The sequence below is a fragment of the Flavobacterium erciyesense genome, assembly GCF_018069925.1.
In the GTDB taxonomy this organism is placed as follows: domain Bacteria; phylum Bacteroidota; class Bacteroidia; order Flavobacteriales; family Flavobacteriaceae; genus Flavobacterium; species Flavobacterium erciyesense.
The window spans coordinates 34235-61027 of record NZ_JAGPXB010000018.1 but is presented as its reverse complement, the minus strand read 5'-3'; the positions used below and the strand labels follow the sequence as shown (position 1 = coordinate 61027).

Below are 26793 nucleotides of genomic sequence, written 5' to 3'. Positions count from 1 at the left end.
TTTTGAAATCTGCACCACATTACGCATAAATCGAAACGCTAAAATAAACGTGACCAACCCATACAAACCCCAAAGCGCAATGGCTACATAGTTTGTTTCTTCAACAACAACGGCAGTTGCTGGTAGGATTTGGATATTTCCGGGTGTAACTGCAGGTTGTGCAATTTCTTGAACAACTTCAATAGTTATAAACGGAATCACCATCGAAAAAACCAAAGCAAACAACAAGTAAAACCTATTGAAACGGTGCATTTTTTCTTTTTCTAGCAGTAAGTGATACACTCCTAAAAGTACCACGAGGCTGAGGGTTGATTTGATTAGAAAGTCGGTCATTTTTTCTTTTTTAGAATTTCACTATCAATTATTTTCTTGAGTTCTTCCAGTTCCGTTTGCGACAAATTGGTTTCTTTGGTAAAGAAAGAAGCAAATTGTGATGCCGAATTATTGAAAAAATTACTAATCAATCCGTTGACGTGTTTCGAGAAATAGTCGGTTTTTTTGACCAAAGGATAATATTCTCTAGAGTTTCCATATTCGCGGTAGGCTACAAATTGCTTGTCAATCATGCGTTTTAGCAAAGTAGCAACCGTTGTGGTAGCGGGTTTTGGCTCTGGATAGGCTTCGAGTAAATCTTTCATGAAGGCTTTTTCGAGTTGCCAAAGGTGTTCCATGAGTTGTTCTTCTGAGTTTGTTAATTGCATCGTTTATTAATTTTGTGGTATGTCTGATAGTAATTCTCCGTTATCGTAGGTTCTAATGGTGGTTAATTTTCCATTTTCGTCATAATACAGCCATTTGCCGCTGTAGTACCAATGTGTATATTTTTCAGTTGTATCAATTTTTGATATTCCTTTTGATTGTATTTGACCGTTTTGATGATAGATAACGGTTTTGCAAATAGAACCTTTGTATTTTTCACGTTTTATAATTTTACCGTCAAGGTAATAGCGCCATTTTTTTACGGGATCACCTTTGCGATAGGTACCAATTGATTTGTATTTGGCGCTGTCTTGCGCATAATGCTCTACCCAACGACCTTCGCGCAACTTGTTTTTGGATTGGTTGGTTTTGCAGCTTACAACAGCAAGTACAACAACTAGTAAAATATAAATATGTCGCATAGCTTACATTTTTGTTCTACAAATTAAAACATTGCTCTACAAATGTAGAGTAAAATTTGAAATAAACAAATGTTTTTTAAAAAAATTTGTTGTTCAGGTATTTAGGTTGTCAATTGGACTAGAAGTCCTTTCTGTCGTAGCTATTGATTTTATTAGGTTTAGGATTAAATACCAACTATCAAAAGATACGTAAGAATTTTTGTTTACATTTGAAAAGAACAAAACGAAGCTGACTTTTTATAATGTAGCTTGATTCAGTTGTTTTTTCAAATAGGTATAAGCTAGCAGTAACAAGCTGTTGGACTCTAATCAAATAAAAACTAAAATGAAAATAAGATATTATACCATAGTTCTAATTGCATTAATGTTTTCTATTAATTCATTTGCGCAAACACAATTGGAAATGAATCAAGCAGCTAATGCTAAATACAAAAAAGCTGATGCAGAACTCAATAAAGTATACAAGCAACTAATTTCAATTCTTACTCAAAGTGAAAAATTACTATTGATTCAGGCTGAAAAGGATTGGGTTAAATTCAGAGATTCGAGCTGTAAATTTGAATCTTCTCAATATGAAGGTGGCAGTATAAAACCTCTTGTTTATTCAACTTGTTTGGAAGACCTAACAAGGAAAAGAATTTTAGAAATTAAAGCCAGTATAAAGGAAAGAAAAGAGAAATAATACTAACCTCTATGGAATTTACCTTTACAAAATATAGTTTTGTTAACGCGCTTTGGTCATTGATTCCAATTTTCCCAACTTGGACATTAATTCCTGGTGTTTTTGCAGCAATGAGCTTGGAGAAAATCACTGGTGACTGTACAACGGGCTATTCAATTGTTCTTTGGTTTTCTGCGGTAGCAGCAATTGGAATGATGATTTTCTATGGCTATAGATTGGACAAGACTTTGTTAAAGACAAAAAAAGAAGTAAAGCGTAATTTTAGGTTTTACTCTTTGATACTATACACTTTATTAAATACTGCTATACTGATAATGATGCTTGGCGTGGATTTAGCATGTTATGGAGATGGCCAAACGTTTTTAATGTGCATATTTTCAGGACCACTTGCAAGTTTAGTTCTTATTGCTTTTGGGTTTTTAATGGATCTGAAGTAACGTATTTCTCCAAGTTTTCTACAATTAAAACCATCTTATAACTTTAAAAAAAAACTATCAACGGGCACCAGATGGAGGCATCCGTGCGAGCTGCTTTGAAAATTCACCGCAAATTCGCAGATTTTCTTGATTGGATGGATTAGAAAATCATCGAGGGTTTGCGTTAAGGATGGAAGTGGAAATCCTTTTTAGGCGCCTTTTTTAGGCGGATAAAAAGATTGAGAACGTACAGCCTGACCTTGTTGCTTGATGAATTGTGTTGTTCAAGAAGGATTTTCTGCAACAAGGGAACGCCCAAAAAAAAATCCGCCCTGTGGAGAGCGGATTTATAGTATTATTTACGTCACTTCGAGTAGCGCAGCGTATCGAGAAGTTTGTTCTGTTTCTGTTCACAAAAAAACTCGAACTGACGGAATCGATAACTATTATTTTGACAATTCTACAAAATATTTGTAAAACAACGGAATGGTTTCGATTCCTTTGAGGTAATTGAAGATCCCGAAGTGTTCGTTTGGCGAGTGAATGGCATCGCTGTCGAGACCAAATCCCATGAGGATGGTTTTTGATTTCAATTCTTTTTCGAATAATGCTACAATAGGGATGCTGCCTCCGGAACGCACGGGAATGGCTGGTACGCCAAAGGTTTCGGTATAAGCCATGTTTGCGGCTTTGTAGCCAATGCTGTCAATTGGGGTTACGTAGCCTTGCCCGCCGTGATGCGGTTTTACCAAAACGGTAACGCCTGCTGGGGCAATGCTGTTGAAATGTTTGGTGAATAATTCCGTGATTTCTTCCCAGTCTTGATTAGGAACCAAACGCATGGAAATTTTGGCGAAAGCCTTGCTGGCAATTACGGTTTTAGCTCCTTCGCCGGTGTAGCCGCCCCAGATTCCGTTTACGTCTAGTGTAGGTCGGATGGAGTTTCTTTCGTTCGTTACATAGCCTTTTTCACCGTACACATCGTTGAGTTGCAAGGCGTTTTTGTATTTTTCTAAGCTAAAGGGCGCTTTGGCCATTTCGGCTCTTTCTTCAAGAGATAATTCCTCAACATTGTCATAAAAACCTGGAATGGTGATGTGGTTGTTCTCGTCGTGCAGCGAAGCAATCATTTTAGCCAACACGTTGATTGGGTTTGCCACAGCACCACCGTACAAGCCAGAATGTAAGTCGCGGTTAGGACCTGTAACTTCCACTTCTACATAACTCAAACCGCGTAATCCTGTTGTGATAGACGGTTGCTGGTTAGAGATCATTCCGGTATCAGAAATTAAAATCACATCGTTTTTAAGTTTTTCTTGGTTGCGTTCTACAAACCAGCTTAAGCTTTTGGAACCAATTTCTTCTTCACCCTCAATCATAAACTTGACGTTGCAAGGCAAAGTGTTTGATTGTACCATGTATTCCAGCGCTTTTACGTGCATGTACATTTGGCCTTTGTCATCACAGGCTCCACGGGCAAAAATGGCGCCTTCAGGATGGATATCGGTTTTTTTAATTACGGGTTCAAATGGGGGAGACGTCCACAACTCCATTGGGTCTGGCGGCTGCACATCATAATGTCCGTATACTAAAACGGTGGGTAAATTAGGGTCGATGATTTTCTCGCCATATACGATTGGGTAGCCTGGAGTGTCGCAAATTTCGACAAAATCACAGCCGGCTTTCTCTAAACTGGCTTTTACGGCATCGGCAGTTTCAAAAACATCGTGCGAATAGGCGGTATCAGCACTTACGGACGGAATTTTTAATAATTCGATTAACTCATTGATAAAGCGTTCTTTGTGTTCTTGAACGTATGCTTTTATGTTTTCCATTAGTTGAATTTTGTTTATATTTTCAAAAGTACAAAAAAGAGTATGAATATTTTTTGTCAAAATTGTTTTGAATATTCGAAGTTAAGTGTATCTTTGCACCCACAATAAACCGCGGATATGGTGAAATTGGTAGACATGCCAGACTTAGGATCTGGTGCCGCAAGGCGTGTAGGTTCGAGTCCTATTATCCGCACAAAAAGCCCAAACGAAAGTTTGGGCTTTTTTTGTGGATTTAGGACGAGAAGTTTATCCCGATTTATCGGGAAGGACTATTATCCGCACGAAAAGCCCAAACGAAAGTTTGGGCTTTTTTATTTTAAAACCTGCCGAACCATTGCCCAACAGATTATAATTTTTTTATCTACTTAGTCATAAGTTTAAGAAACAAATGAGGACAGTCATAAGATATGTCCTAATTTTTTCATAAATCAAAAGATAAACTAATAAAAGTATTGTATTGTGGAGGTAGATGTTATTTTGTTTTCCGTGTGTTTAACTTTTGCTGATTTAGGATAACCTCTTTCATCATACGAATATTCAAACTCTGTGATTATAGTAGATGGAGTTGGTAAAAGGTCAATTTCGGATATTTTTGTACAGTTATTTACGCCGCCTGCTCCAAAATAATATGGTAATTTGTCTAGTAGTAAATTAAAACCAATTATGTTTTTCAAGGGGTTTAAATTGTTATCATATTCTATTTCTACATTTTCAATTTTTTCTACTTTAATAGTGTTACCATTTCGATAAAATAATTTCCCTGTTTCACCTTGACTCTCTTGATTTGTTGGTTTATATGTTGAGAGTTCGTTAAAAGTAACGCTTAAATCACTATTGTAAGTGTAAGTTGTTTTTACTCTGAAAGGGTCATTTACATAGTCAAGTGAATAGGTATTAACTTTACCGTTTACATAATCATAATCTTCAATTGCGTATACTGCTTTACTCCTTAATGTGGTAATTTTTGTTATTACATTATTTTCATAGGTGAAAAATAGATTACTGATATTAGATTGGTTATTGCTAATTAGGGTAATGTTGAGCAACTTGTTCTCCTCGTATGCAAAATTATACTCATCTTTATTTCCTGCATTATCAATATAAACAATTTTTTTAAGGAGTGTTCCGTTTAAAGAATCATCTTGTTGTGCTTTGGTATCATCAGAACAATTCCAAAGTAATAATACGAAGGCTGCTAATAATATTTTTTTCATTTTCCTGTTGTATTTACCATTCTAAATTTTGGGTGTTAAATTCTAATATTTGATTTCCATTTTGATAAAAAGGGATTTCAATAAGTGTTTTTTTAGATTTTTTTAGTTTTGATAAAAATTTAGTTTTGTTTTCGATAAAAATTAAATCACTACTATTATCAGCAGGTTCAGAATAGCTAAAAGTAATTGGGGTTTCATCATCAAAGCGAACCTTTATATAATTGTTTTCATATCCTCCTGAAATTTGACCTTTGTCAACTCTAATTAAAATTCCTAAACGGTCATTCATTTTTCGAATTATTAAATATCCAAAATTAACTCCATCATAAGGAAAATCTAAATCTAAACTTTCGTTTGATGTAATGGTTGCAAATTTTGAAGTTTTTGAAGTCATTTTGTCAATACTTGAATCATATTGCCACTTGTTTTGTTCTGTATTTATTAAATTTTGTTGTGGTGTTACGTATGTTGCTGATGAGTCAATTGCAATTGGTAGTTCGATATCATCTAATTTTTCTGGTTTTGAGCAAGAATTAAATATTTCATTACATACATAAACGAACCATAGGCCCAAAAAGCCAAACACGAATATTCGAATTACTTTTTTCATTTCCTTTTGTAGTTTTATTATTTTTTAGTATCGGTTATTTTAAACCTTTTAAATCCAATTAAAAATAATTTGCGTTAAGTTTTTACGGAAGAAGGTATGAAGCGAAGTAACTGATTTTAGATAGCTTGTACAATACCCACTTTTAGTGATATTTTACTTATAAATAGCTAAATATACTTAAGAGCGATGTGAGAGATATTCTTAAGTGTGTTAAAAATGATTTTCAAATTAAAAAGCTTAGGTGCTTTTACCTTAGTATATTACGATTTCATCAGTGAATTGTGGTTCAGCAAGGCTCAAAAAAAAGCTTCTCAAATCGAGAAGCTTTTTAGTTTGATTGTTTTTATTTTCCTTCAACCCACTCATTAATTTTTTGTTCCAATAAAGCCAAAGGCATCACTCCTGACTCCAATACTTTTTCATGGAACTTTTTAATATCAAATTTTGTACCCATTTTAGTTTCGGCTTTTTTGCGAAGCTCCATTATTTTCAATTGTCCAATTTTATAAGACAAAGCTTGTCCTGGAATAGCCATGTAGCGCTCTATTTCAGGAATAATACTTGCTTCACTTTCGGCCTCGTTTGCTAAGGAATATTTAATAGCTTGTTCTCTCGTCCAGCCTTTTGAATGTAAACCAGTATCAACTACTAAACGTACCGCGCGGTGCATTTCGTTACCCAACATCCCAAAATATTGATACGGATCTTGGTACAAACCTAGCTCTTTACCTAAACTTTCGGTGTATAAAGCCCAACCTTCACCATAAGCACCAAACCAATTGAATTTTCTAAAATCTGGAAGACTTTGGTTTTCTTGCTGTAATGAAATTTGAAAATGATGTCCCGGAATGGCTTCATGCAAAAACAAATCTTCGTCACCGTACATGTTGTATTCTTTTACATTCGGAATCGGAACATAAAAAATGCCAGGACGCGTTCCATCAGCCGTGCCTTGATTGTACTCGGCACTGGCAGTTTGTTCTCTAAAAGCTTCGGTGCGTCTTACCTCAAATTTTGTTTTTGGTTGCAAAGCAAATAGCTTGTCAACATTAGGTTTAATGCGGGTGTAAATACTGTTAAAGTTAGCAATAACCTCTTCTGGTTTGGTAAAAGGTTTTAATTCTTTCTTGTTACGTACTTCTTCAAAAAACTCAATCAAAGTACCTTTGAAACCTACTTGGGCTTTTACTTTTTCCATTTCAGCAGTCAGTCGTGCTACTTCTTTCAATCCCAGCTCATGAATTTCCTCTGGAGTTTTATTGGTCGTAGTCCATTGTTTTACATAAGCCGCATATAGTTTTTTTCCAAAAGGTAAACCGCCTATCCCGCTCGTTGCTCTTGATGCTGGCAAGTATTCTTTGTTAAGAAAATCAGCCATTTTCTTGTACTGCGGAATCAATTTAGTGGTGATTGTAGCCGTGTATTTTGCCGTTAAGTCTTTCTTGATGCTTTCAGGAAACGATGCTGGCATTAATTTTATCGAAGAATAAAATAAATTGTCTTCGATATTTGGAGTTTCCATCTCTGCGAACTGCGGAATCAATTTTACGGTCAACGCTTTTGGTAAAACCACTCCTTTGTCTAATCCTTTTTTCATGTACACCATCGCCGAATCAATCCAAACGGCATATTTGTCCATTCGTTTTAAAAAGTTGGTATAATCTTGTTCTGTTTTAAAAGGCTGGGCACCAGTTCCACCCGCAAACTGCCCCATGGTCAAGTGTGTTCCCCAAAATTGATGTACCGGAATTAAATTAGTTGGCTGTTCTAACACTTCTTTTCCAACTTCAATTTCCCATTTAATGATCTCATAACTGTTTTTTTCTTCTTCAGATAAATCGGTTACGTCAAAATTTTGCAATGCAGTTTGGTATTTGTCAAAAAAAGCAGCTTGCGTTTTTCTATAACTATCGGTCATTTCAAATTGCAGCTGATCGTTGTACTGGTTTTGACCACTTTGGGTTGCGCTCAATGGATCTAGCGCATTTTTATCATCAAAATAGCTTTTGGTTAAGCTAGTAAAATCTTGCTTTTTATCTTCAGATTTACAGTTTACCAATAGCAGAGTAGTTGTTACTGTAAAAAGTAGAACGGTTATTTTTTTCATAATTTCGGTTTGTGATTTAAATAGCTAATGTATTGATTTTATTTCAATACTTAAATTAGATTGTAAAATCCTTTGTACGATGTCCTAATCATAAAATTAAGTTAAGGCAAAGTCTTGATTGGCTTATGAAGAGGATTTGGGTTAAATTTACGTTACTAATTAACAAATTGAAATGAGAAAGAAATCCCTTTTTCTAATGCTGGTAATCGGAAATATACTCACCATCCAAGCACAAGACAAACAAGAAAACACGACTATGAATCCATTTTTTCAGGCTTACAACACGCCTTTCAATGTTCCGCCGTTTGACAAAATCAAGAACGAGCATTTTAAACCTGCCATTTTAGAAGGTATCGCGAAACATCAAGCGGAAATTGATGCTATTGCAAATAATACGCAACCAACTACTTTTGATAATACCATTTTAGCAATGGAAAATGCAGGCGAATTGTTAGCCAATGTGAATACGGTTTTTTCAAATTTGAACTCTGCTAATACCAACAAGGAGATTCAAAATATCGCCAAAGAAACAGCTCCTAATTTATCGGCGCACCGCGATAACATTTACTTGAACGAAAAATTATTTGCAAGAGTAAAGTCGCTTTGGAACCAAAAAGAAAGTTTGGGTTTGAATTTAGAGCAAGCTAAAATTTTAGACAATGCCTACAAAGATTTTGTTCGAAGTGGTGCTAATTTGTCTAATTCAGATAAAGAAATACTACGCAAAATCAACGGTGATTTGTCCTTGACAAGTTTAAAGTACGGACAAAATATCCTTTCTGAAACCAACGGTTATGAACTGGTTATTGCAGATAAAAAAGATTTAGCAGGTTTGCCAAAAGGAATTGTTGATGCCGCTGCCGCAGATGCAAAAGCAAAGGGCAAAGACGGTAAATGGGTTTTTACACTTTCTAATTCAAGTGTAATGCCATTTTTACAATACAGCAGCAACAGAGAATTGCGCAAACAGATTTGGAATGCCTACCAAACTAGAGCGAATCATGACGATGCAGCCGATAACAAAAAAAACGCGGTAGAATTGGCTAATTTAAGAGGTCAAAAAGCGCGCTTGTTGGGGTATACTTCGCACGCAACTTATGTGTTAGAAGAATCGATGGCTAAAAAACCTGAAAACGTAAACAAATTATTAAATGATTTGTGGAAACCAGCTCTTGAAATGGCTAAAAATGAAGCGGCCGACATTCAAAAAATGATGGCTAAAGATGGAATTAAAGGTGCAGTTCAACCATACGATTGGCGTTTTTACACTGAAAAAATCAGAAAAGAGCGTTTTGATCTTGATGAGGAAGAACTAAAACCTTATTTTAGTTTAGACCAAGTGCGCAAAGGTGTTTTTCAGGTTACTGAAAATTTATACGGTATTCAAATTAAACCATTAAGTAACGTGCCAACGTACCATGAGGATGTGACGGCTTGGGAAGTAACTGAGCAAGACGGAACGCACTTAGGGGTTATGTACATGGATTTTCACCCGCGTGAGTCGAAACGTGGTGGGGCTTGGATGACATCCTACCGCAGTCAAAAAACTGTTGATGGCAAGCGTGTTGCTCCTGTAGTTTCTATCGTTTGTAATTTTACAAAACCTACTGCTGCCACTCCTGCCTTGTTAACTTTTGATGAAGTATCTACCTTTTTTCATGAATTCGGTCATGCTTTACACGGTTTATTATCTAATGTAATTTACAGAAGTTTGGCAGGAACGAGTGTGCCAAGAGATTTTGTTGAGCTTCCATCACAAATTATGGAGAACTGGGCTGCAGAGCCTGAGGTTTTGAAAATTTACGCGAAGCACTTCAAAACGGGCGAGGTGATTCCGGAAACGCTAGTTAATAAATTGAAGAAAGCGGGAACTTTTGATCAAGGTTTTACTACTACTGAATACTTGGCAGCCTCTTTATTGGATTTAGAATACCACTCGCAAACCAAAGACATCACGGTTGATGCTAACACTTTCGAAAAAGCAGCCATGGTAAAAATTGGTTTAATCCCATCGATTATTCCTAGATACCGCAGTACCTATTTTAGTCATATTTTTTCTGGTGGCTATTCTTCTGGGTATTACAGTTATATTTGGTCGGGCGTTTTAGATACAGATGCTTTCGAAGCGTTTAAGTCGACTTCATTATTCAATCCAGAAAAAGCTAAATTATTCCGTACTCATGTACTTGAAAAAGGCGGTACCGAAGATCCGATGGTTTTGTACAAAAGATTTAGAGGTGCCGAGCCTAGCATTGAACCTTTATTGAGAAAACGTGGTCTGGACAACAAACAAGAGCCGGTTAAAAAGATAAGAGGATAGTATAAAACAGACTCTAAACAAAAAGCCCTCCAAAATTAGTTTTGGAGGGCTTTGTATTTTAAGGAACTTTAAAAAATTAAACGTTTTTCAAGTTGATGATTTCTTGTTCAGTAAGCAACCTCCAGTTTCCTCTTGGTAAATTCTTTTTAGTCAATCCAGCAAAAGCCACACGGTCAATACGCAATACATCGTAATCAAAATTTTCGAAAATAGAACGAACTACTTTTACATTTGAAGAACGTAATTTCAATCCGATTTCACTTTTTGCTTCACCTTCAATGTAGCTTACTTCTTCAACAAAAACACGGTGACCATCTAGTGTTAATCCTTTTTGGATTTTTTCTAAATCTTCAAACTTTAAATTTTTATCTAAAGAAACCTGATAAATTTTAGATGATTTTTGACTTGGTAAGGTAAACTTACGAATCATATCAGTATCATTCGTAAACAACAACAAACCTGTTGTGTTTTTATCCATTCGTCCTACTGGACCAATTTTGGCGGTTGTTGAACCTTTTACTAATTCTAAAACATTACGAAATTCTTGACCTTCGTCTAAGGCTGTCGTAAAGTTTTTCGGTTTGTTCAGCAAGATGTATACTTTTTTCTCTGGAGTTAAAGTAGCTCCATCAAAATTTACAACATCGCCGGGTTTTACCATGTAGCCCATTTCGGTTACCGGAATTCCGTTTACTTTTACCGTCCCAGATTGGATGTAAATATCTGCATCACGTCTAGAACAAGCTCCAGAGTTTGCAATGTATTTGTTCAAACGAATTTCGTCTTTAACTTTCGGTCTTTTAGGCGCTTGATTTGGTTTTTTCTCTACTTTTTCAGCAGCAATATCAGCAACTTTAGTGGTTACTTTTACTTTTTTAGGCCCTTGAGCGCGCTTCTGCATGGCAGGTTTTGGCTTATTTGAATTGGGTCTTGAGCTGTTTGCTCTTCCACCACTTTTCTTATTATTGCCTTCCTTGTTATTCATAATATTCCAATAATTTACTTCTTCAGTCCCATCTTTGCGACCTAGTGCGTGCAAAGATACTATTTATATACTTGACAATCAATAACCGATAATTATAAAAACACCAAGCGACTCATTGCTAGCGTTCTTGCTATCAGTGGGTTGTTTTTTTAGAAGCTGTTTGGCTGTACTGTATCTTCGTTATCCTGCTATCGGTTCCATCTTTTACTTTTTGGTAGAAAAAAATCCAATACTAACAAAGTTCTCCAAAATCTGCTGAAAGAAGTAATTACGGTTATATCTATTTAGACAATTGGAAGTCTGCTTGCATAGTTGCTTATATTTTGAAATATTAAAAGAAGAAAGAATTTAAATCGTCATTAATAGTTTTTTCCCATTCCACAAAATGGCAGGATTAATTAAGACGATACAGAATACGCCTGCAACAATTAAAAATTTCAATACGTTATGCAAGGCCAAATAGTCTTTTTTTACAGATGATTTCCATAAGTACAACACAAAAAAGATGAGGACAATATAGCTGCTGTAAAAGTATATCGCCATGTAGCCCACATCATAAACATCAACTAAAATGTAAACGGGCAGAATAGATAAAATTGTCAAAAAACTAATTACTTTTTTGGCTGCTTTTTCACCGTAAACCACAGGAATAGTAGGGTAGTCGTTGGCTAAATCTCCTTGTAGGTTTTCTAAATCTTTGATCATTTCGCGAACCAATAACAGCAAAAATAAAAAGGAAGCATGCGCAAAAATAACGCCCAATTGTTGTTTGTAATTTTCGATATCTTCAAAAGGGATTCGTGTGTAAAAATATAGCAGGATAGCAAAAAACGGCATCACCGCCAAAACAGCTGCGGTTATATTGCCAATAACGGTCTGTTTTTTTAGTTTGTGAGAGTACAACCAAATGAAAAAAATATAACCTGAAAAGAATAAAAACACGCGCCACGAGACAAAAAGGGCCATTAAGGCTACGATAAAGTTTAGTGTAAAATAGACTTGTAATTTTGTTTTTTGACTCACTAATCGATCCAACATTGACTTGGTAGGTCTGTTGATTAAATCCTTTTGACTGTCGTAAAAATTATTGATGATGTAACCCGAAGCAATCGTTAAGGCTGAGGCAAAAACCAGTATAAAAAGATTGAAGTTTAGAATAATATCGAGTGCTCTTTTCTCTGGCGCCAATATAAAAATCGCCGATAGGTATTGCGCGATAATGATAATGGGAATGTTATATCCTCGCACTACAGAGAACAAACTTGCAATTTTCATTAGTAAAAGTTTCTCTTTTCTGTTAAACATTCTGTGAATTAGTTTAAGGATTAGGAAGGTCAAGGAACGCCTTAATTCATTGTCAAAATTAAGTTTTTGTTTTTAATATTACCTTAAATAATCTTTAAAACATATCTTTTGAATTTTAGCGATGATAATTTACTGTAAGCTCTAAAAAAGTGCATTATAGTTTTTTGGATTCATTTTCTAGTAATGAACAAAGTTCGTCTATTGCTAGCGGTTTACAGAGAAGTTTTTTGACATAGATATTAGTTTTTGCTCTTTTTTTATCAAGAGGATCTAATGTAGACGATAGCATGAAAATAATTATTTGGCTGGTAAGTTCTTTATCAAGTTTTTTATATACCTCAAGGAATTCAAAGCCATCCATTTGTGGCATTTTGATGTCTAATAGAATCACAAGTGGTTTGTGCACTTCGTTTTTAAAGTTTCGGAGCCAATCTAGTCCTTGTTGACCACTACTCACAACATGTATCTCGGATAAATTTAGGTGCTTTTTTAATAGTTGTCTTGTAACAATCTGATCAATGACGTTATCGTCGATAATTAAGATTTTATAATTTTGCTTCATATTGTTCGGGTATTATTACTGTAAAAGTGGTTCCAATATTTACTTGTGAAAGTACAGTTATTTTACCTTGCAGGTTTTCTACAGCTTCTTTCACGATATAAAGTCCTAATCCAGTTCCGTTATTGTTATTGTTTGTGACAAAAAACATTTCAAAAATTTTATCTTGGTATTCTAACTCTATACCAATGCCATTATCTTTGAATTCAATGTAACAACAATTTTCATTGCGGTATGATTTGATTGAAAAGAATTGATTGTCTTTTTTGGGGTCTGCGTATTTTAAAGCATTCGATAAAAAATTATTAATAATTATTTTGAGTTTTAGCTCATCACTTTTCATTTTTTCTACTTCGAGGTCAGTTGTTATTTTAATTTTATCAGAATCTTTTGCGAACTGATGTTGAGAAATAGCCTCATTAATGAGAGTACTTAGGTTAACTTCAGTAATGTTTGTTTGTTTTCTTGTGTTTCTAGAATAATCAATGATGTCTCGAATGTATTTATCTTGTTTGTCTAGGCTTTCATGCATAAGACTCAAGTATTTTTTACATTCAGTTATGTCGTCCTCTAGTTTCATAACCTCAATTAGTCCTTGCAAAGAGGATATAGGTGCTCGTAGGTCATGAGACGCACTATAAACAAACTTGTCTAGTTCTTTATTTGCTATGATTAGTTTCTTGTTTTTTTGTCTGGTCTCTTTCGTTAAGCGTTTTAATTTATTTAGTAATATGTTATAGTAGGTACTCACACTCCCGATGATGATAAGTGTTAGTACGATATTAATTATTAATAAATAATTTTTGATAGTACGAGTGCCATCCCCAAGAGTATCGGAAAATTGACTTTGACTAATACTTATTTTTGTAGCGATACTATTTATTTGGCTTAAAATAATTTGTTTTTCCGCTAGATTTATTTGGTTTTTGGTTATTTTCTGGTGTATTTCATTAGCTAATACAACAAGTTTCTCGATTGAAGCGTCAGCTTCACCCCATTTGATTATTGCTTTATTGAAGAAGGGAACATTTTTAAAGTTTTCAAAAAGCCAAATCATAGTGTCTAAATCTTCTTTGTCATTTCTACCCGCGCTTAAGCCTTTTTTTACCTCTGTAGTGGATCTATTATTAAGCAATGCAATCCTCGCAGCTCGATCACCCATAGGTACTTTAATCTCTGTATTGTAAGCAAGCCAATGTTTTTTCTCTTTGGTAAAAAGATAGGTTGTTAGGTGTCTTGTGCTTTCTTTTTGTGCCTTTGAATAATGAGATTCACCGTTAACGTATGCACGGGAGGAATAGAGAATTTTAATAGTAAGAAGGTTGACTAAAATTAATAAGGAACAAGATAATACAACTATTGCTAGTGGAATGAAGACAGTATGAAACTGAGTGGTTGTATCATTCTTTTTCTTTAGCATATTGAATATGGTAATTAGATCAGAGTTAAGTTATAGATATATAATAATTTATATATATAATGATAAATATCTGTAATGATAAATATCTGTAATGATAAGCATAGTTAAATATATTCAATGTTAAAGATATGTAAAACTAGGTATAAATGACGATAAAATTGTTTAATTCTTATGTCTTTTTTTTAAACAAAACACTTTTCGTGGAATTAACCAACAGATAATTAGTAACAGTCGATATTTGATCGAGGGCTATAAAAACACAAATCGGAATCAAAACTTTCTTATTAATAAAGTTTTGATTCCGATTCTTAGTATCGAGTAACTAATAGTTTGTTACAATTCAATTGTTAAAACTGATAAACTACTTCTAGTTTGTAATCTTTTAGAGAAGCTTTTGCTTTTTCTAAGTCCTCGGTAAAGCCCAGAATGTAGCCACCACCGCCTGATCCGCAAAGTTTTAAGTAGTAATCGTTACTGTCAATACCTTGTTGCCAGATTCCATGAAATTGCTCAGGAATCATAGGTTTAAAATTGTTTAAAACTACTTTTGAAAGTTTCTTTGTGTTCATGAATAGTGATTTCATGTCTCCTCCTAAGAAATTTTCAACGCAAGCGTCGGTGTATTTTACAAATTGATTTTTCAACATGGTTCTAAAACCTTTGTCTTTCAGGTTTTCCATAAAGATATTTACCATCGGAGCGGTTTCGCCCACTATGCCAGAATCCAACAAAAATACAGCACCTTTGCCATCAAAACTTTGAGTAGGAATTCCAGTTGCTTCGATATTATCTTTCGAATTGATCAAAATTGGAATACTCAAGTAGCTATTCAAAGGGTCTAAACCAGAACTTTTCCCGTGGAAAAAACTCTCCATTTGAGAAAAGATATTTTTTAACTGCAATAATTTTTCACGCGTTAGGTTTTCTAAAACCGTGATCTTATTGTGTGCATATTTATCGTAAATAGCTGCAACTAAAGCGCCACTACTTCCTACGCCATATCCTTGTGGAATGCTAGAGTCAAAATACATTCCCGTATTAACATCTTCTTTTAATAAGTCAATGTCAAACGTAACCAAATCCGGTTGATCTGTTTGCAAAGTTTCAAGATAACTTACAAATCGTTTTAAATGACCGTTTGATTTAATTGCTTCATCAGATGGATTTTCATCTCTTTTTAAAGCACCGTTATAAAAATTATAAGGAATAGAAAGCCCTTTTGAGTCACGAATGATTCCGTATTCTCCAAAGAGTAATATTTTTGAATAAAATAATGGTCCTTTCATATGTATTTTTAAATTAACAATTTGGGGTTGGTAATTATAACGTATTTATTTTTTATATCTCCAATTGATCACCTCGATTGTCTTCTTGGATTTTAATTTCAATTTGCTCTTGTTCTTCGGCTGATAGTTCCGTCCAAACAGTTTGTTGTTGTTTTTCAAAAACGTTTCTAACTGCTACTAATAAAGATGCATCAGTAGTTGCAAGTAACATTTTTATCAATTCTATTTTTTCTGATTGAATATCCATCACGTTCTTTTTAAGAATGTTTAAAGATACACAAAAAAAGATTAAACAAGCGCTGCTCCGTTTCCTATTTGATCACAAATGTACTGCCCATTTTGACAATAGCCAACTAATTCGTCTTTAATAAATTGCAAAACTTTTTCGCTAACGTTTTCGGGATACAAAACATGTACATTGGCACCAGCATCTAGTGTGAAACAAACCGGGATTTGCGTTTCATTTCTGAATTTCCAAATAGCATTAATGATTTGTAATGTGTTTGGTTTCATCAAGATAAAATACGGCATAGAAGTCATCATCATGGCGTGTAATGTCAAGGCTTCACTTTCTACAATTTTGATAAACGCGTCTAAATCGCCACTTTCAAAAATAGTAATCAATGCATCTAAATTTTCATGCGCTTGTGCAAATCGCCTTTCGGCAAATGGATGGTTGTGCATCAAGTCATGACCAACGGTGCTCGAGACTTGTTTTTCACCTTTATCAACCAGTAAAATTGTATCTTGAAAATTTTTAAAATTAGTATGGATCGCATGCGGAAATTCCACTCCAAATAAGTCTGAACTTCTAGGAATGTTCGCCTGATTGCCCCAAACCACGACTTGTCCTTTTACACTTCGACAAGCACTTCCGGAACCCAAACGGGCAAGTAAAGACGCTTTTTGATAAAAATAATCTTCAGACATGGCTGGGTTTAACGCTTTTTCTAAACTCATCAAGTTCATGGCCAAAGCAGCCATTCCTGATGCTGATGACGCAATTCCGGAACTGTGCGGAAACGTATTTTCGGTATCAATTGTAAAATGATAGTCTTTTAAAAACGGCAAATAGATTTCTATTCGCTCCAAAAACTTTTGAATTTTCGGTTTGAAATCTTCTTTAGGTTGCCCTTCAAAAAGTAAATCAAAAGAGAAATTATTATCCGTCACATGTACCGCAGTCGAAATGTTTTTTTTGGCGAATGCCAATTTGGTAATCGTTTTGCAATTATTCAACGTAAAACTCACCGATGGATTAGCTGGAATCTGATTTTCTTTTTTCCCCCAGTATTTTACAAGTGCAATATTACTGGGTGCGCTCCATTGAAAATTCCCGCTTTCAACAGTATTGGTATATGATGATGGAATAAAATCGTTTGCTGCAATCATAAAATTAAAAATTTACGCAAAGATACTTTTTTTACTGTATTTGTTTCTTGGTTTAGTACGCAATTAGTTGCAAAGTTTTGAGTACTTTTGGATGTTAAAATAAAAGTCTCATGAACAAATTTCTCAAAATAATCATAGCGGTCGCAGCTTGTCTTGCTATTGGATATACATCAGGAATGGTGACTCGCTCTTCCATTACAACTTGGTATCCTACTTTGATCAAACCTAGTTTTAATCCACCCAATTGGATTTTTGCACCGGTCTGGAGTACCTTGTATGCCATGATGGGTGTTGCTGCAGGATTGGTGTGGAACGAAATTAAAAGCAATGAAGAGGTCGTGAAAAAAGCCTTAATTTTCTTTTTGATACAACTCGGTCTAAATGCTTTGTGGTCGTACTTGTTTTTTGGTTTGCATAACCCAATGCTCGCGGGATTAGAAATTATTGTGCTGTGGTTAATGATTTACGAAACCTATGTTCAGTTTTCAAAGATTAACAAGATTGCTGGGTATTTGTTTATTCCTTATTTGGCTTGGGTGAGTTTTGCTGCGGTTTTAAACGGAAGTATTTGGTGGTTGAATAGATAGTTTACGGTTGTCAGTCTTAGTTAGCAGTCTGCTTAATAACTTAAAGTTTATAAGCTTTTGAAATGCAATATTTTGCTACTCATATATTCTTGCAGTGAAAGTATATTTTGCTGCGCAGCAATTATTTTCGACTTTGGGTCTTTGTTGCAAAAGTCAAGAAAAGTTGCAATTTCTTCTTGACGAAGTTGCAAAGTGTCGGTATAAAATTCGGTTTCGATTTGTGTTTTTGCTGCCTCTGTGAACGGTAATACAGGGCCTTTTGTCTCAATGTCGGTAGTTTTCTTTTTGAACAGCTTGGCAATCATTCCGCCAATCCTCATTATATCCATGCCGTTTTCAATGGTACCATCGTAAACCCCTGGATTTTTTAGTTTGCTAGCATTTTTCTCTAATGTGTATTGATCTAGTTTGGCTTGTTCCCATTTGGCATCTTTGCTTAATTTGATTGAAGGAGTGTTTTGTACCACTACTTCTTTTAGTTCTTCCACTTTAGCGACCAAAGTCATGCTGATGAAACCTTGTTTTAAAATTGCAGCTGTAACTTTCAATTCTTTTATTTCATGATTTTTGGCTACAAAAACCAATTGATCGTTGGCTTCAACTGTAATGGTAAATTTACCTTCAGTATCTGTCAAGGCCACATTTTTACTTGTAGCATTGATAACCTCGACTTTGTTTGCTACAGTTTTATCAAAAACAACTTTCCCTTGAATGCGCTCTGTAACTTGCGAAAATCCAGTTTGATAAAGCACAAATAGAAGTAAAGCGAGTAGTTTTGTTTTCATAAAGTTCTGATAATAGACTGGTAAAGGTATCAGAATCATCTTAAATAAAACTTACTGAAGTTCTAAACTCTTGTTAATTAAAATCAAATGGAGTTCGCCACAATAAACCCACTTGTCCACGCATTTTGAAAATTGAAACCTCCAGTGATAGCATCAATATTAACAATTTCACCAGCAAAATATAGGTTTTCATGTAACTTACTTTCCATGGTTTTAAAATTAATTTCTTTTAAATCGATTCCGCCAGCTGTTACAAATTCTTCTTTAAAAGTACTTTTTCCGTTAACTTGAAAAGTTGCTTTTGTCAATTGATTCGCTAGATTTTGCAGTTGTGTTTTCGATAAATCAGCCCATTTTGTCTCCACTTCAATTCCGGAAGCGAGTACCAAACTTTCCCATAACCTGTTGGTCAGTTCAAAAGGTGATTTTTTTGAAACTGATTTTTTAGCATGTTCTTGTTTTAAGTCTTTTAACTTTTTTTCAACATCTGCGGTGTCTTCATCATTCAACCAATTTACGAAAATGGTAAACTGATAATTTTTGTCATGCAAGATTCGGGCTCCCCAAGCAGAGAGCTTCAAAATTGCTGGGCCACTCATTCCCCAATGTGTAATTAATAAAGGACCTGTTGATGTAAGTTTGGTGTCTTTTACGGTTACAGTAACTTGTGCGGCAACGCCAGGTAATTCTTTTATTCTGGAATCTTTGATGTTGAATGTGAATAGAGAAGGAACTGGGCTGACAACTGCGTGACCAAAATTTTGTAGCATTTCCCAAACTTTAGGATTGCTGCCTGTAGCCAAAATTAACTTTTCGACAAGGTAATTCTCGGTTTGTGTTTCGATCTTCCAAACGTGTTCTTTTTTGTAAATAGATTGTACACTTTGTCCCGTAAGTACTGCAATACCGAGTTTCTGTGTGGCTTTCAAGAAACAATCAATAATAGTTTGTGAGGAATTCGAAACGGGGAACATGCGTCCGTCAGCTTCGATTTTTAATTCTACGCCATGTTTTTCGAACCATTCAATCGTATCACCAGAGCAAAATTGATGAAAAGGTCCGCGTAGTTCTTTTTCTCCACGAGGGTAAAATTTCACCAATTCGTTTGGTTCAAAACAAGCATGTGTTACGTTACAACGTCCACCACCGGAAATACGAACTTTTTGCAATACTTCAGCACCGCGTTCTAAAATTGCGACTTTCAGTTTTGGATTTTTTTCGACGATATTAATCGCTGTAAAAAATCCTGCTGCGCCACCACCTACAATTATTATATCGAAATTTTGATTCATATTCTATCAGGGAAATCGGTTATGATTCCGTTTACGTTGTATTTTTTTATTTTTTGAATGTCTTCGACTTCATTGATGGTCCAAGGGAAAATCTGAAAACCTTTTTTCTGGATATTCGCCGTGTTTTCTTTTGTCAATAAATGAAAATACGGATGAATGGATTTTGCTTGTATCGTTTCGGCGAAAGCCAAAGCCATGTCTAAATCAGTTTCGGTTAAAACCCCGATGCCAATTTTGCTATTTAGTAAAGCTACTTGTTGCAACGCGTTCCAATCAAAACTAGAAACTAAAAAATGGTCGTATTTCCAGCCTTTTTTTTTTACGTATTTTTCAATTAGCGCCACCACTTTATCAGTTGCATCATGACTTTTGAGTTCGATATTGATGAAGCACTTTTGGTTCACCAAATCAAAGACTTCCTCTAGCGTGGGGATTTCGTATTTTTCTTCTATTAAAAAAGCCTTTAATTCCTGCAAAGGTAATCCGTTTACAAAACCTTTTCCGTTAGTTGTTCTATCAATAGTTTCATCGTGAATCACGATTATTTCGCCATCAGCGCTCAAATGCACATCGAGTTCAATGCCATTTACGCGCAGGTCTAATGCTTTTTGAAACGAAACCAAAGTATTTTCGGGTTCGTATCCTTTTGCGCCACGATGTCCAATTTTGAGCATTATTTTCGGTTTTGAGGCAAAGGTAAACATAAAAAAAACGCCTTCATTTCTAAAGGCGTTCTGGTGTTATTATTTTTAGACTTATTTTTTTAATTCTAATAAAACAATGTCAAATTCAGTATCGATTGTCACTTTTCCATTAGCCACTACCGATTCTTTTCCTGAATACGCATCTTTCACTTTGGTTCCGTCAGCGAAAATTGTTCCCACTGAAAGTTCTTTAGATCCACTTTTTAAATCTAAGCCAACAACTACTTTATCTGTATAATTTCCTTTTGAGAAAGTTCTAGAAAAAGTATAAGGTTGAGCTGAAATTTGTTTGTGAATTCCTGCTCCAACTGATGGATGATTTTTTCTAAATTGACCTAATTTTTGCCAATGCAACAACGTTTCTTGAGTTTCAGGATTCGATTTTATGGCATCCCAATTCATGAAAGATCGTAAGGTAGCATCACCTTGTGTTCCCTCGATTACTAATGAGCGAGCGCTTTCGTCACCATAATACACTTGCGATATACCTGGCGAAAGCAATAATTTGGTTCCCGTTTCCTTATTTTTAGTACGTTTGGCATCAAAGGGTGCGCCGTCATCGTGCGATGACATATAATTCAAGACACTTAAGCCTTTCAAGTCATTGTTCAGTTTAGTCGAATATTTAGAGAAAATGAATTCATAATCTTTTTGAGCATCCCATTTGAATTCGAAATTGATCATGTTGTTGAAACCATTCTTGAAATAGTTCACTTTTTTGTCGCCAAAATCAAAATCTTGACCGCCGCTGATGCCGTAATTGTAGACTTCGGCAATGGTGTAAAAGGAATTGTTGTCTAGTACTTTTGTTGGATTATTTTTCTTCCAAGTTTCAAATGCGTAATCACATTGTGTTTTGAAATCGGCCCAAACGGTTTCATCAGTATGTTTTACGGTGTCGCCGCGGTATCCGTCAATTCCGTATTCCGTAATATAATCCGTCAGCCATTTGATTATATAGTATTTAGGTACTCTTGGATATCCGGTGCGGGCAAAAAACGCATCGAGTTCCTTTATTTCCTGTTCGTAACGGCCTTCTTTTTTCCATTTTTCGATTAAAAAAGGAGGTAAAGCTACTGCTTGATTGCTTTCTGTTTTAACATCAGGCAAGTTGGCTACGAGCGTGCATGCAGTTGTGTTTTCAAAGGATTTATAATCGCAAGTTGGTCCTGTTCGAACCCAATCTTGCGGCCAAACCGTATCAATAGGAGTAACTGGCCCGGTGTGATTGATAACCCCGTCAAGAATAATTCGGATGCCGTGTGCATGAGCCTTTTGAACCAATGCCGCTAAATCTTCTTTGGTTCCAAAGTTTGGGTCCAAAGCCGTCCAATCTTTGGCCCAATAGCCGTGAAAGCCATAACTCAAACCCGTGCCTTCGTCAACGCCATTGTGAATTTGTTCCACTACCGGCGTAAACCAAATAGCATTGATGCCGAGTTTGTCAAAATAGCCTTCATCAATTTTTTGAGAGATTCCTTTGATGTCGCCACCTTCAAATCCGCGCAGTTTTCCCGTGGTTTTATTTCTGTTAAAGTTTAAGTCGTTGGATTTATCGCCATTATTAAAACGATCCGTCATCAAAAAGTACACATTAGCTCCTTCCCAAACAAAAGGTGTTTGGTTGTTTTGGACTACAGATTTAGCACTGTTGCAACTACTAAAAAGGCTCAGACCTAAAAGTAGTAATGGTATAGAATATTTTTTCATAGTTTAAATGAGAATTGATTTCGTAAAACGATGTAACTGCAAATATTTTAGTTAAGCTCCAGAATTAAAACTGATTTTGGTTCAAGCGTTACCTCTTTGGTGATGTCAAAAATCTGTTCTGAAATAACTTCTCGACCAGATGTAAAGTTTTTAATGTTTTCCTTGAAACGATCGGTTGCAACTGTTTTTTTGTCATTGCTGTTGTTCATGATCACCATCACCGTATCGTCCGCATTGTATCTGAAGTAAACGTACACGTTATTTTCGGGAATGTAATGCGTCATATTTCCAGTATGAATGGCTGATTTTGATTTCCTCCAATTAAACAATTTAGAAGTAAAATCGAAATATTGCTTTTGTTCTGCAGTTCGTCCCGAATTTGTAAAAGCATTGTTGGTATCGCCTTCCCATCCGCCGGGAAAATCTTGACGAATGGCTGCATCGCCTTTATCTTTGTTACCTGCCATACCAATTTCGCTTCCGTAGTAAATTTGGGGAATACCGCGTACAGTTGCTAAAATACTCATGGCCATTTTGTATTTGCCTAGGTCGTTTTTGTAGGTTTCGTTGATGCGATTGGTATCGTGATTTTCAGCAAATACTAAAATATTATTTGGGTTTGGATACAAGAAATCATTTGCGAAATTGTCATAAAATCGCATCATTCCTTTGTCCCATCCTGCATCCTCTTCATTGAATGCTTTGGTCGTGGCTTCGTAAAGTGTAAAATCCATCACACTTGGCAAGTTTGAATTGTAGTTTTGAATTGCTGCCACTTTACTGTCTTTTTGCCAAAAGGCCATTTGAGCTTGACTTTGCATCCAAACTTCGCCAACAATGTTAAAATTTGGGTATTCGTTGGTAATGGCTTTTGTCCAAGTGGCAATTCCTGCTGGGTCAGAATAGTTGTACGTGTCTACGCGAAATCCATCCAAATCAGCAAATTCTATCCACCAAATTGCATTTTGAATCAAATAATTTAAAGTAAGCGGATTTTTCAAATTCAAATCTGGCATCGATGGAACAAACCATCCATCAATAGCTACTTTTTTATCAATTTCAGATGCATTGATGTCATGAATAACGGTGCGTTTGTGATTGGTTTGGGTGTATTTTTCAAATTGGTTAATCCAATCTTTGGTCGGTAAATCTTTGATCATCCAGTGTTCAATTCCCCAATGGTTGGTGACGTAATCCATCACCAATTTCATTTTGCGTTTGTGCAGTTCCGCTGCTAGACGAGCATAATCTTGATTTGTGCCATAACGCGGATCAATTTTATACACATCAGATTGTCCGTAAGTGTGGTATGAGAATTTAGCATCATTGTCTTCGCAAAGCGGCGTGCTCCATACGGTTGTGGCGCCTATTGCAGCAATGTAATCTAGGTTTTTAATAATTCCTTCGATATCGCCACCGTGTCTTCCGCCAGGTAAATCTCTGTTATACTTTTCTTTGGTATCTGATGTACTGTCATTGTTTTTATTGCCATTTGCAAAACGGTCTGGCATCAATAAATACATCACATCCGAAGAGTCGAAACCTTTGCGCTCTGCTGATTGTGCTTTTCTGTTTTTTAAACTGTAGGGTTGTTGTAATGTTTTTTTGCCCTTTTGTTTGAAAGTAAAAACAAAGTCAGTGGCAGCTACTTGTTTGGTGTCGATGGTGACAAATAAGTAGTTTGGATTTTCAGTTTTTTTAATATCCGAAATCGCAATATTGTTCGAGGCTGAAACTTGATATTGATTGATGTCTTTTCCGTAAAATAAAATTTGTACCGCACTATGTTGCATACCGGCATACCAAAATGGCGGTTCAACTTTTTCAATTTGTGCATTTGCGATACTAGTCATAAATAGAAGGAATACGATTAATTTTTTCATTAAGCTTTTATTTTGAAAATGTACTTGAAACCTAGTTATTCAATGAAACGAGTAGTTAGTAAGCGTTAGTTTTGAAATTTATTCACTTTTCAAAACTGTTTTAAGTAAACAATCCCAATAAAAATTGGGATTGTAAGTATAGCATTTTGACTCTTGCTGTAAAATAGAATTATTCTACTACGCAGTTGTCAAGTTTGAATTTTGTACAGTAACAGGATTACCATTTACCATAATTTCCAAAGTCGTGTCGCCATCAACTGAGAAAGTGGTTTGATCGTGGTTGATATTCACAGTCAAAATTTGATTTCTGAAATTTATTTTAAAAGAATAAGCCGTCCATTCTTTTGGAATTTTTGGAGAAAAATGAAGCACGTTTTCTTTCACGCGCATCCCTCCAAAACCTTCCACAATGCTCATCCAAGTTCCAGCCATTGAGGTAATATGACAACCTTCCTCAACTTCTTTGTTATAATCGTCAAGATCCAAACGAGATGTTCTTAAATAGAAAGTGTAAGCCATGTCCATTTTATCCAAAACCGCTGCTTGAATAGAGTGTACGCATGGCGAAAGTGAACTTTCATGAACGGTAAATGACTCGTAAAACTCGAAATTGTTCTTTAATTGCTCGGTTGTAAAATGATCCTCAAAGAAATAAAAACACTGTAAAACATCGGCTTGCTTGATGTAAGGCGAGCGCAAAATACGATCCCAAGACCATTTTTGATTGATCGGTCTTTGACTTTTATCTAAATCTGCTACGCGCACCAATTCCTTATCTAAGAAACCATCTTGCTGCAAGTAAACATTATGCTCTTCTGAAAATGGAAAGTACATATTGTCGGCCACTTTTTTCCAAGCTTGTAATTCGGTATCAGTAATATTTACTTTTTCAGTGACACGTTTGTGGTCTCCAGGATATTCAAGTGATACTTTTTGAATTTGCTCGTAGGTATAATCCAAACACCATTTAGCAATATAGTTGGTGTAGAAATTATTGTTTACGTTGTTCTCGTATTCATTAGGACCGGTAACGCCAAGAATTACGTATTGGTTTAATTTGGTAGAGAAATTAGCTCTTTGGTGCCAGAAACGTGCAATTCCGATCAAGACTTCCAATCCTTTTTCGGGAATGTAGCTGTAATCGCCTGTGTAGCGGTAAAAATTATAAATAGCAAAAGCGATAGCTCCATTTCTATGAATTTCTTCAAAAGTAATTTCCCATTCGTTGTGGCACTCTTCACCGTTCATAGTTACCATCGGATACAAAGCAGCACCGTTTGTAAATCCTAGTTTAGCAGCGTTTTCAATGGCTTTGTCCAGCTGATTGTAGCGGTACGTCAATAAGTTGCGCGCTACTTCTTGATCTTTGGTTGCCATGTAAAACGGAATGCAATACGCCTCGGTATCCCAATAGGTTGATCCGCCGTATTTTTCACCGGTAAATCCTTTTGGTCCAATATTTAAACGAGAATCTTTACCAAGGTAGGTTTGGTTCAATTGAAAAATATTGAAACGAATTCCTTGTTGTGCCTTTACATCGCCATCAATTGTGATGTCTGACATTTCCCAAATTTTTGCCCAAGCAGTAATTTGATCTTGTAATAATTGCTCGTAGCCCAATGCTAAGGCAGCTTGGATAGCTTTTTCGGCAGCAGTAATAGTGTTTTCATGGTTTAAAGAAACCGTGTAGCCACCAATTTTTTGAATAGATGATTTTTGACCTTGACCAACAATTACATCGTAGCTGAACTGAATTTTTTCGGCAGTAGCATCAATGTGCGACGGTGAAATAGCTGTTTTTTCACCATTGGTTAAAATGGTGTTGTGCATGAAGGTGGTAGCTTTAAAGTGCGTTTTAAAGGTTTGAGCCGTTACAAAGGCATCATTAGCAGATTTTTTCACATCTAAAACTTCCCAGAATTTCTCTTCCCAGTTGGCATCTTCATTGGTTACGCCAGCATCTACATAAGGTTTGTAAATGATTTTAGCATCTTTATTTAAGGGAGTAATTTGGTAATTAATAACTCCAACTTCGTCTAATGTTAACGATAAAAAACGACGAACTTCAACTGCAATTTGAGTTCCATTTTTCAATGTAGCTTCAAAAGAGCGGTGGTACCAGCCTTCTTTCATGTTCAATTCACGACGAAAGTTGCTCACTGATGTACAAGTGTTCAAGTCTAGTTTCTCGTCATTGATTTCGATATCAATTCCAATCCAGTTAGGAGCGTTTAATACTTTTGCAAAATATTCTGGGTAGCCGTTTTTCCACCAACCCACTTTTGTTTTATCAGGATAATAAATTCCGGCAATATAGCTTCCTTGAAAACTGTGGCCTGAATACTGCTCTTCAAAGTTAGCTCTTTGTCCCATCGCGCCATTACCGATGCTGAATAAGCTTTCGGATGACTTTACGCGCTCTACATCAAATCCTTCTTCAATGATGGACCAATTGTCTGCTTTTATATAATCTTGATTCATTGTAATTGTTGTTTAAAGTTTTGTTCCGCTGCATTACCTAGAATTTGGTTTCGCCTCGGCTAAGGTTTCAAGTAGTCTCGAAAACTTTAAAATTTTTTT

Annotated in this window: 23 protein-coding genes, 1 tRNA gene and 1 pseudogene; 5 read left to right on the top strand and 20 right to left on the bottom strand. The window is 35.6% G+C overall.

Annotation, left to right across the window (positions count from 1 at the left end):
• The 3 genes and pseudogenes from KBJ98_RS14365 to KBJ98_RS14355 form a co-directional block, all read right to left on the bottom strand.
• A pseudogene (locus KBJ98_RS14365) lies at positions 1-333 on the bottom strand (M56 family metallopeptidase); the annotation flags it as partial.
• Positions 330-701, bottom strand: a complete 372-nt coding sequence (locus KBJ98_RS14360) for a BlaI/MecI/CopY family transcriptional regulator (RefSeq protein WP_166135823.1) — start codon at positions 699-701, stop codon at positions 330-332. The pseudogene KBJ98_RS14365 and the gene KBJ98_RS14360, both read right to left, overlap by 4 nt.
• A 6-nt stretch (positions 702-707) precedes the next feature.
• On the bottom strand, positions 708-1121 hold the full coding sequence (locus tag KBJ98_RS14355) for a toxin-antitoxin system YwqK family antitoxin (protein WP_210791672.1): 414 nt from the start codon (positions 1119-1121) through the stop codon (positions 708-710).
• A gap of 325 nt (positions 1122-1446) precedes the next feature.
• On the opposite strand from KBJ98_RS14355, the gene KBJ98_RS14350 reads away from it, so the two are divergent.
• Positions 1447-1803: a lysozyme inhibitor LprI family protein gene (locus tag KBJ98_RS14350; protein WP_210791670.1), complete on the top strand. Its 357-nt coding sequence runs from the start codon at positions 1447-1449 to the stop codon at positions 1801-1803.
• An 11-nt stretch (positions 1804-1814) separates the two neighbouring features.
• Positions 1815-2240 (top strand): hypothetical protein, encoded by a 426-nt coding sequence (locus KBJ98_RS14345; RefSeq protein ID WP_210791669.1) that lies wholly within the window; start codon positions 1815-1817, stop codon positions 2238-2240.
• Between the two features lie 425 nt (positions 2241-2665).
• On the opposite strand, the gene KBJ98_RS14340 is transcribed toward KBJ98_RS14345, so the two are convergent.
• Complete coding sequence (locus KBJ98_RS14340) at positions 2666-4054, bottom strand: dipeptidase (protein ID WP_210791667.1); 1389 nt, start codon at positions 4052-4054, stop codon at positions 2666-2668.
• A gap of 111 nt (positions 4055-4165) precedes the next feature.
• Here KBJ98_RS14340 and KBJ98_RS14335 point away from each other — a divergent pair.
• Positions 4166-4247, top strand: a tRNA-Leu gene (locus KBJ98_RS14335).
• A gap of 247 nt (positions 4248-4494) precedes the next feature.
• Here the strand turns inward: KBJ98_RS14335 and KBJ98_RS14330 are convergent.
• The 3 genes from KBJ98_RS14330 to KBJ98_RS14320 form a co-directional block, all read right to left on the bottom strand.
• Positions 4495-5268, bottom strand: a complete 774-nt coding sequence (locus KBJ98_RS14330; RefSeq protein WP_210791665.1) for a hypothetical protein — start codon at positions 5266-5268, stop codon at positions 4495-4497.
• 13 nt (positions 5269-5281) lie between these two features.
• Positions 5282-5878, bottom strand: coding sequence for a hypothetical protein (locus tag KBJ98_RS14325; RefSeq protein WP_210791663.1), 597 nt, complete (start codon positions 5876-5878; stop codon positions 5282-5284).
• Positions 5879-6221: 343 nt separating this feature from the next.
• Positions 6222-7985 carry a DUF885 domain-containing protein gene (locus KBJ98_RS14320; RefSeq protein WP_210791661.1) on the bottom strand — a complete coding sequence of 588 codons (1764 nt, stop codon included), beginning with the start codon at positions 7983-7985 and terminating at the stop codon, positions 6222-6224.
• Between the two features lie 172 nt (positions 7986-8157).
• Here KBJ98_RS14320 and KBJ98_RS14315 point away from each other — a divergent pair, with 172 nt between their 5' ends.
• Positions 8158-10305 carry a M3 family metallopeptidase gene (locus KBJ98_RS14315; protein WP_210791659.1) on the top strand — a complete coding sequence of 716 codons (2148 nt, stop codon included), beginning with the start codon at positions 8158-8160 and terminating at the stop codon, positions 10303-10305.
• Positions 10306-10381: 76 nt separating this feature from the next.
• On the opposite strand, the gene KBJ98_RS14310 is transcribed toward KBJ98_RS14315, so the two are convergent.
• From KBJ98_RS14310 to KBJ98_RS14280, 7 genes are all read right to left on the bottom strand, one after another.
• Entirely contained in the window at positions 10382-11290 is a 909-nt protein-coding gene (locus KBJ98_RS14310) for a pseudouridine synthase (protein WP_210791673.1), read from the bottom strand.
• 348 nt (positions 11291-11638) lie between these two features.
• On the bottom strand, positions 11639-12595 hold the full coding sequence (locus KBJ98_RS14305; RefSeq protein WP_210791657.1) for a geranylgeranylglycerol-phosphate geranylgeranyltransferase: 957 nt from the start codon (positions 12593-12595) through the stop codon (positions 11639-11641).
• Between the two features lie 154 nt (positions 12596-12749).
• Positions 12750-13157, bottom strand: a complete 408-nt coding sequence (locus KBJ98_RS14300; RefSeq protein ID WP_210791655.1) for a response regulator — start codon at positions 13155-13157, stop codon at positions 12750-12752.
• A complete protein-coding gene (locus tag KBJ98_RS14295) occupies positions 13141-14574 on the bottom strand; it encodes a sensor histidine kinase (protein WP_210791653.1) in 1434 nt (477 codons plus the stop codon). Before KBJ98_RS14295 ends, KBJ98_RS14300 begins: the two co-directional genes overlap by 17 nt.
• 347 nt (positions 14575-14921) lie before the next feature.
• Positions 14922-15860, bottom strand: a complete 939-nt coding sequence (locus KBJ98_RS14290; RefSeq protein ID WP_210791651.1) for a mevalonate kinase family protein — start codon at positions 15858-15860, stop codon at positions 14922-14924.
• A gap of 52 nt (positions 15861-15912) precedes the next feature.
• Positions 15913-16107, bottom strand: coding sequence for a hypothetical protein (locus KBJ98_RS14285; protein WP_210791649.1), 195 nt, complete (start codon positions 16105-16107; stop codon positions 15913-15915).
• 41 nt (positions 16108-16148) lie between these two features.
• Positions 16149-17252, bottom strand: a complete 1104-nt coding sequence (locus KBJ98_RS14280) for a diphosphomevalonate/mevalonate 3,5-bisphosphate decarboxylase family protein (RefSeq protein ID WP_210791647.1) — start codon at positions 17250-17252, stop codon at positions 16149-16151.
• A gap of 110 nt (positions 17253-17362) precedes the next feature.
• Here KBJ98_RS14280 and KBJ98_RS14275 point away from each other — a divergent pair, with 110 nt between their 5' ends.
• Entirely contained in the window at positions 17363-17839 is a 477-nt protein-coding gene (locus KBJ98_RS14275; protein WP_210791645.1) for a TspO/MBR family protein, read from the top strand.
• Between the two features lie 47 nt (positions 17840-17886).
• Here the strand turns inward: KBJ98_RS14275 and KBJ98_RS14270 are convergent, their stop codons facing one another.
• From KBJ98_RS14270 to KBJ98_RS14245, 6 genes are all read right to left on the bottom strand, one after another.
• Positions 17887-18624, bottom strand: a complete 738-nt coding sequence (locus KBJ98_RS14270) for a hypothetical protein (RefSeq protein WP_210791643.1) — start codon at positions 18622-18624, stop codon at positions 17887-17889.
• Between the two features lie 83 nt (positions 18625-18707).
• On the bottom strand, positions 18708-19916 hold the full coding sequence (locus KBJ98_RS14265) for a BaiN/RdsA family NAD(P)/FAD-dependent oxidoreductase (protein WP_210791642.1): 1209 nt from the start codon (positions 19914-19916) through the stop codon (positions 18708-18710).
• Positions 19913-20590 (bottom strand): glycerophosphodiester phosphodiesterase, encoded by a 678-nt coding sequence (locus KBJ98_RS14260; RefSeq protein ID WP_210791641.1) that lies wholly within the window; start codon positions 20588-20590, stop codon positions 19913-19915. Before KBJ98_RS14260 ends, KBJ98_RS14265 begins: the two co-directional genes overlap by 4 nt.
• 81 nt (positions 20591-20671) lie before the next feature.
• Complete coding sequence (locus tag KBJ98_RS14255) at positions 20672-22330, bottom strand: alpha-amylase family glycosyl hydrolase (protein ID WP_210791640.1); 1659 nt, start codon at positions 22328-22330, stop codon at positions 20672-20674.
• 47 nt (positions 22331-22377) lie between these two features.
• On the bottom strand, positions 22378-24213 hold the full coding sequence (locus KBJ98_RS14250) for a glycoside hydrolase family 13 protein (protein ID WP_210791639.1): 1836 nt from the start codon (positions 24211-24213) through the stop codon (positions 22378-22380).
• Positions 24214-24390: 177 nt separating this feature from the next.
• On the bottom strand, positions 24391-26694 hold the full coding sequence (locus tag KBJ98_RS14245; protein WP_210791638.1) for a glycoside hydrolase family 65 protein: 2304 nt from the start codon (positions 26692-26694) through the stop codon (positions 24391-24393).
• Between the last annotated feature and the right edge of the window lie 99 nt (positions 26695-26793).

Coding starts and splice junctions, on each gene's coding strand:
- KBJ98_RS14360 (WP_166135823.1), bottom strand. CDS start 701: ATGCAATTAACAAACTCAGAAGAACAACTCATGGAACACCTTTGGCAA.
- KBJ98_RS14355 (WP_210791672.1), bottom strand. CDS start 1,121: ATGCGACATATTTATATTTTACTAGTTGTTGTACTTGCTGTTGTAAGC.
- KBJ98_RS14350 (WP_210791670.1), top strand. CDS start 1,447: ATGAAAATAAGATATTATACCATAGTTCTAATTGCATTAATGTTTTCT.
- KBJ98_RS14345 (WP_210791669.1), top strand. CDS start 1,815: ATGGAATTTACCTTTACAAAATATAGTTTTGTTAACGCGCTTTGGTCA.
- KBJ98_RS14340 (WP_210791667.1), bottom strand. CDS start 4,054: ATGGAAAACATAAAAGCATACGTTCAAGAACACAAAGAACGCTTTATC.
- KBJ98_RS14330 (WP_210791665.1), bottom strand. CDS start 5,268: ATGAAAAAAATATTATTAGCAGCCTTCGTATTATTACTTTGGAATTGT.
- KBJ98_RS14325 (WP_210791663.1), bottom strand. CDS start 5,878: ATGAAAAAAGTAATTCGAATATTCGTGTTTGGCTTTTTGGGCCTATGG.
- KBJ98_RS14320 (WP_210791661.1), bottom strand. CDS start 7,985: ATGAAAAAAATAACCGTTCTACTTTTTACAGTAACAACTACTCTGCTA.
- KBJ98_RS14315 (WP_210791659.1), top strand. CDS start 8,158: ATGAGAAAGAAATCCCTTTTTCTAATGCTGGTAATCGGAAATATACTC.
- KBJ98_RS14310 (WP_210791673.1), bottom strand. CDS start 11,290: ATGAATAACAAGGAAGGCAATAATAAGAAAAGTGGTGGAAGAGCAAAC.
- KBJ98_RS14305 (WP_210791657.1), bottom strand. CDS start 12,595: ATGTTTAACAGAAAAGAGAAACTTTTACTAATGAAAATTGCAAGTTTG.
- KBJ98_RS14300 (WP_210791655.1), bottom strand. CDS start 13,157: ATGAAGCAAAATTATAAAATCTTAATTATCGACGATAACGTCATTGAT.
- KBJ98_RS14295 (WP_210791653.1), bottom strand. CDS start 14,574: ATGCTAAAGAAAAAGAATGATACAACCACTCAGTTTCATACTGTCTTC.
- KBJ98_RS14290 (WP_210791651.1), bottom strand. CDS start 15,860: ATGAAAGGACCATTATTTTATTCAAAAATATTACTCTTTGGAGAATAC.
- KBJ98_RS14285 (WP_210791649.1), bottom strand. CDS start 16,107: ATGGATATTCAATCAGAAAAAATAGAATTGATAAAAATGTTACTTGCA.
- KBJ98_RS14280 (WP_210791647.1), bottom strand. CDS start 17,252: ATGATTGCAGCAAACGATTTTATTCCATCATCATATACCAATACTGTT.
- KBJ98_RS14275 (WP_210791645.1), top strand. CDS start 17,363: ATGAACAAATTTCTCAAAATAATCATAGCGGTCGCAGCTTGTCTTGCT.
- KBJ98_RS14270 (WP_210791643.1), bottom strand. CDS start 18,624: ATGAAAACAAAACTACTCGCTTTACTTCTATTTGTGCTTTATCAAACT.
- KBJ98_RS14265 (WP_210791642.1), bottom strand. CDS start 19,916: ATGAATCAAAATTTCGATATAATAATTGTAGGTGGTGGCGCAGCAGGA.
- KBJ98_RS14260 (WP_210791641.1), bottom strand. CDS start 20,590: ATGCTCAAAATTGGACATCGTGGCGCAAAAGGATACGAACCCGAAAAT.
- KBJ98_RS14255 (WP_210791640.1), bottom strand. CDS start 22,330: ATGAAAAAATATTCTATACCATTACTACTTTTAGGTCTGAGCCTTTTT.
- KBJ98_RS14250 (WP_210791639.1), bottom strand. CDS start 24,213: ATGAAAAAATTAATCGTATTCCTTCTATTTATGACTAGTATCGCAAAT.
- KBJ98_RS14245 (WP_210791638.1), bottom strand. CDS start 26,694: ATGAATCAAGATTATATAAAAGCAGACAATTGGTCCATCATTGAAGAA.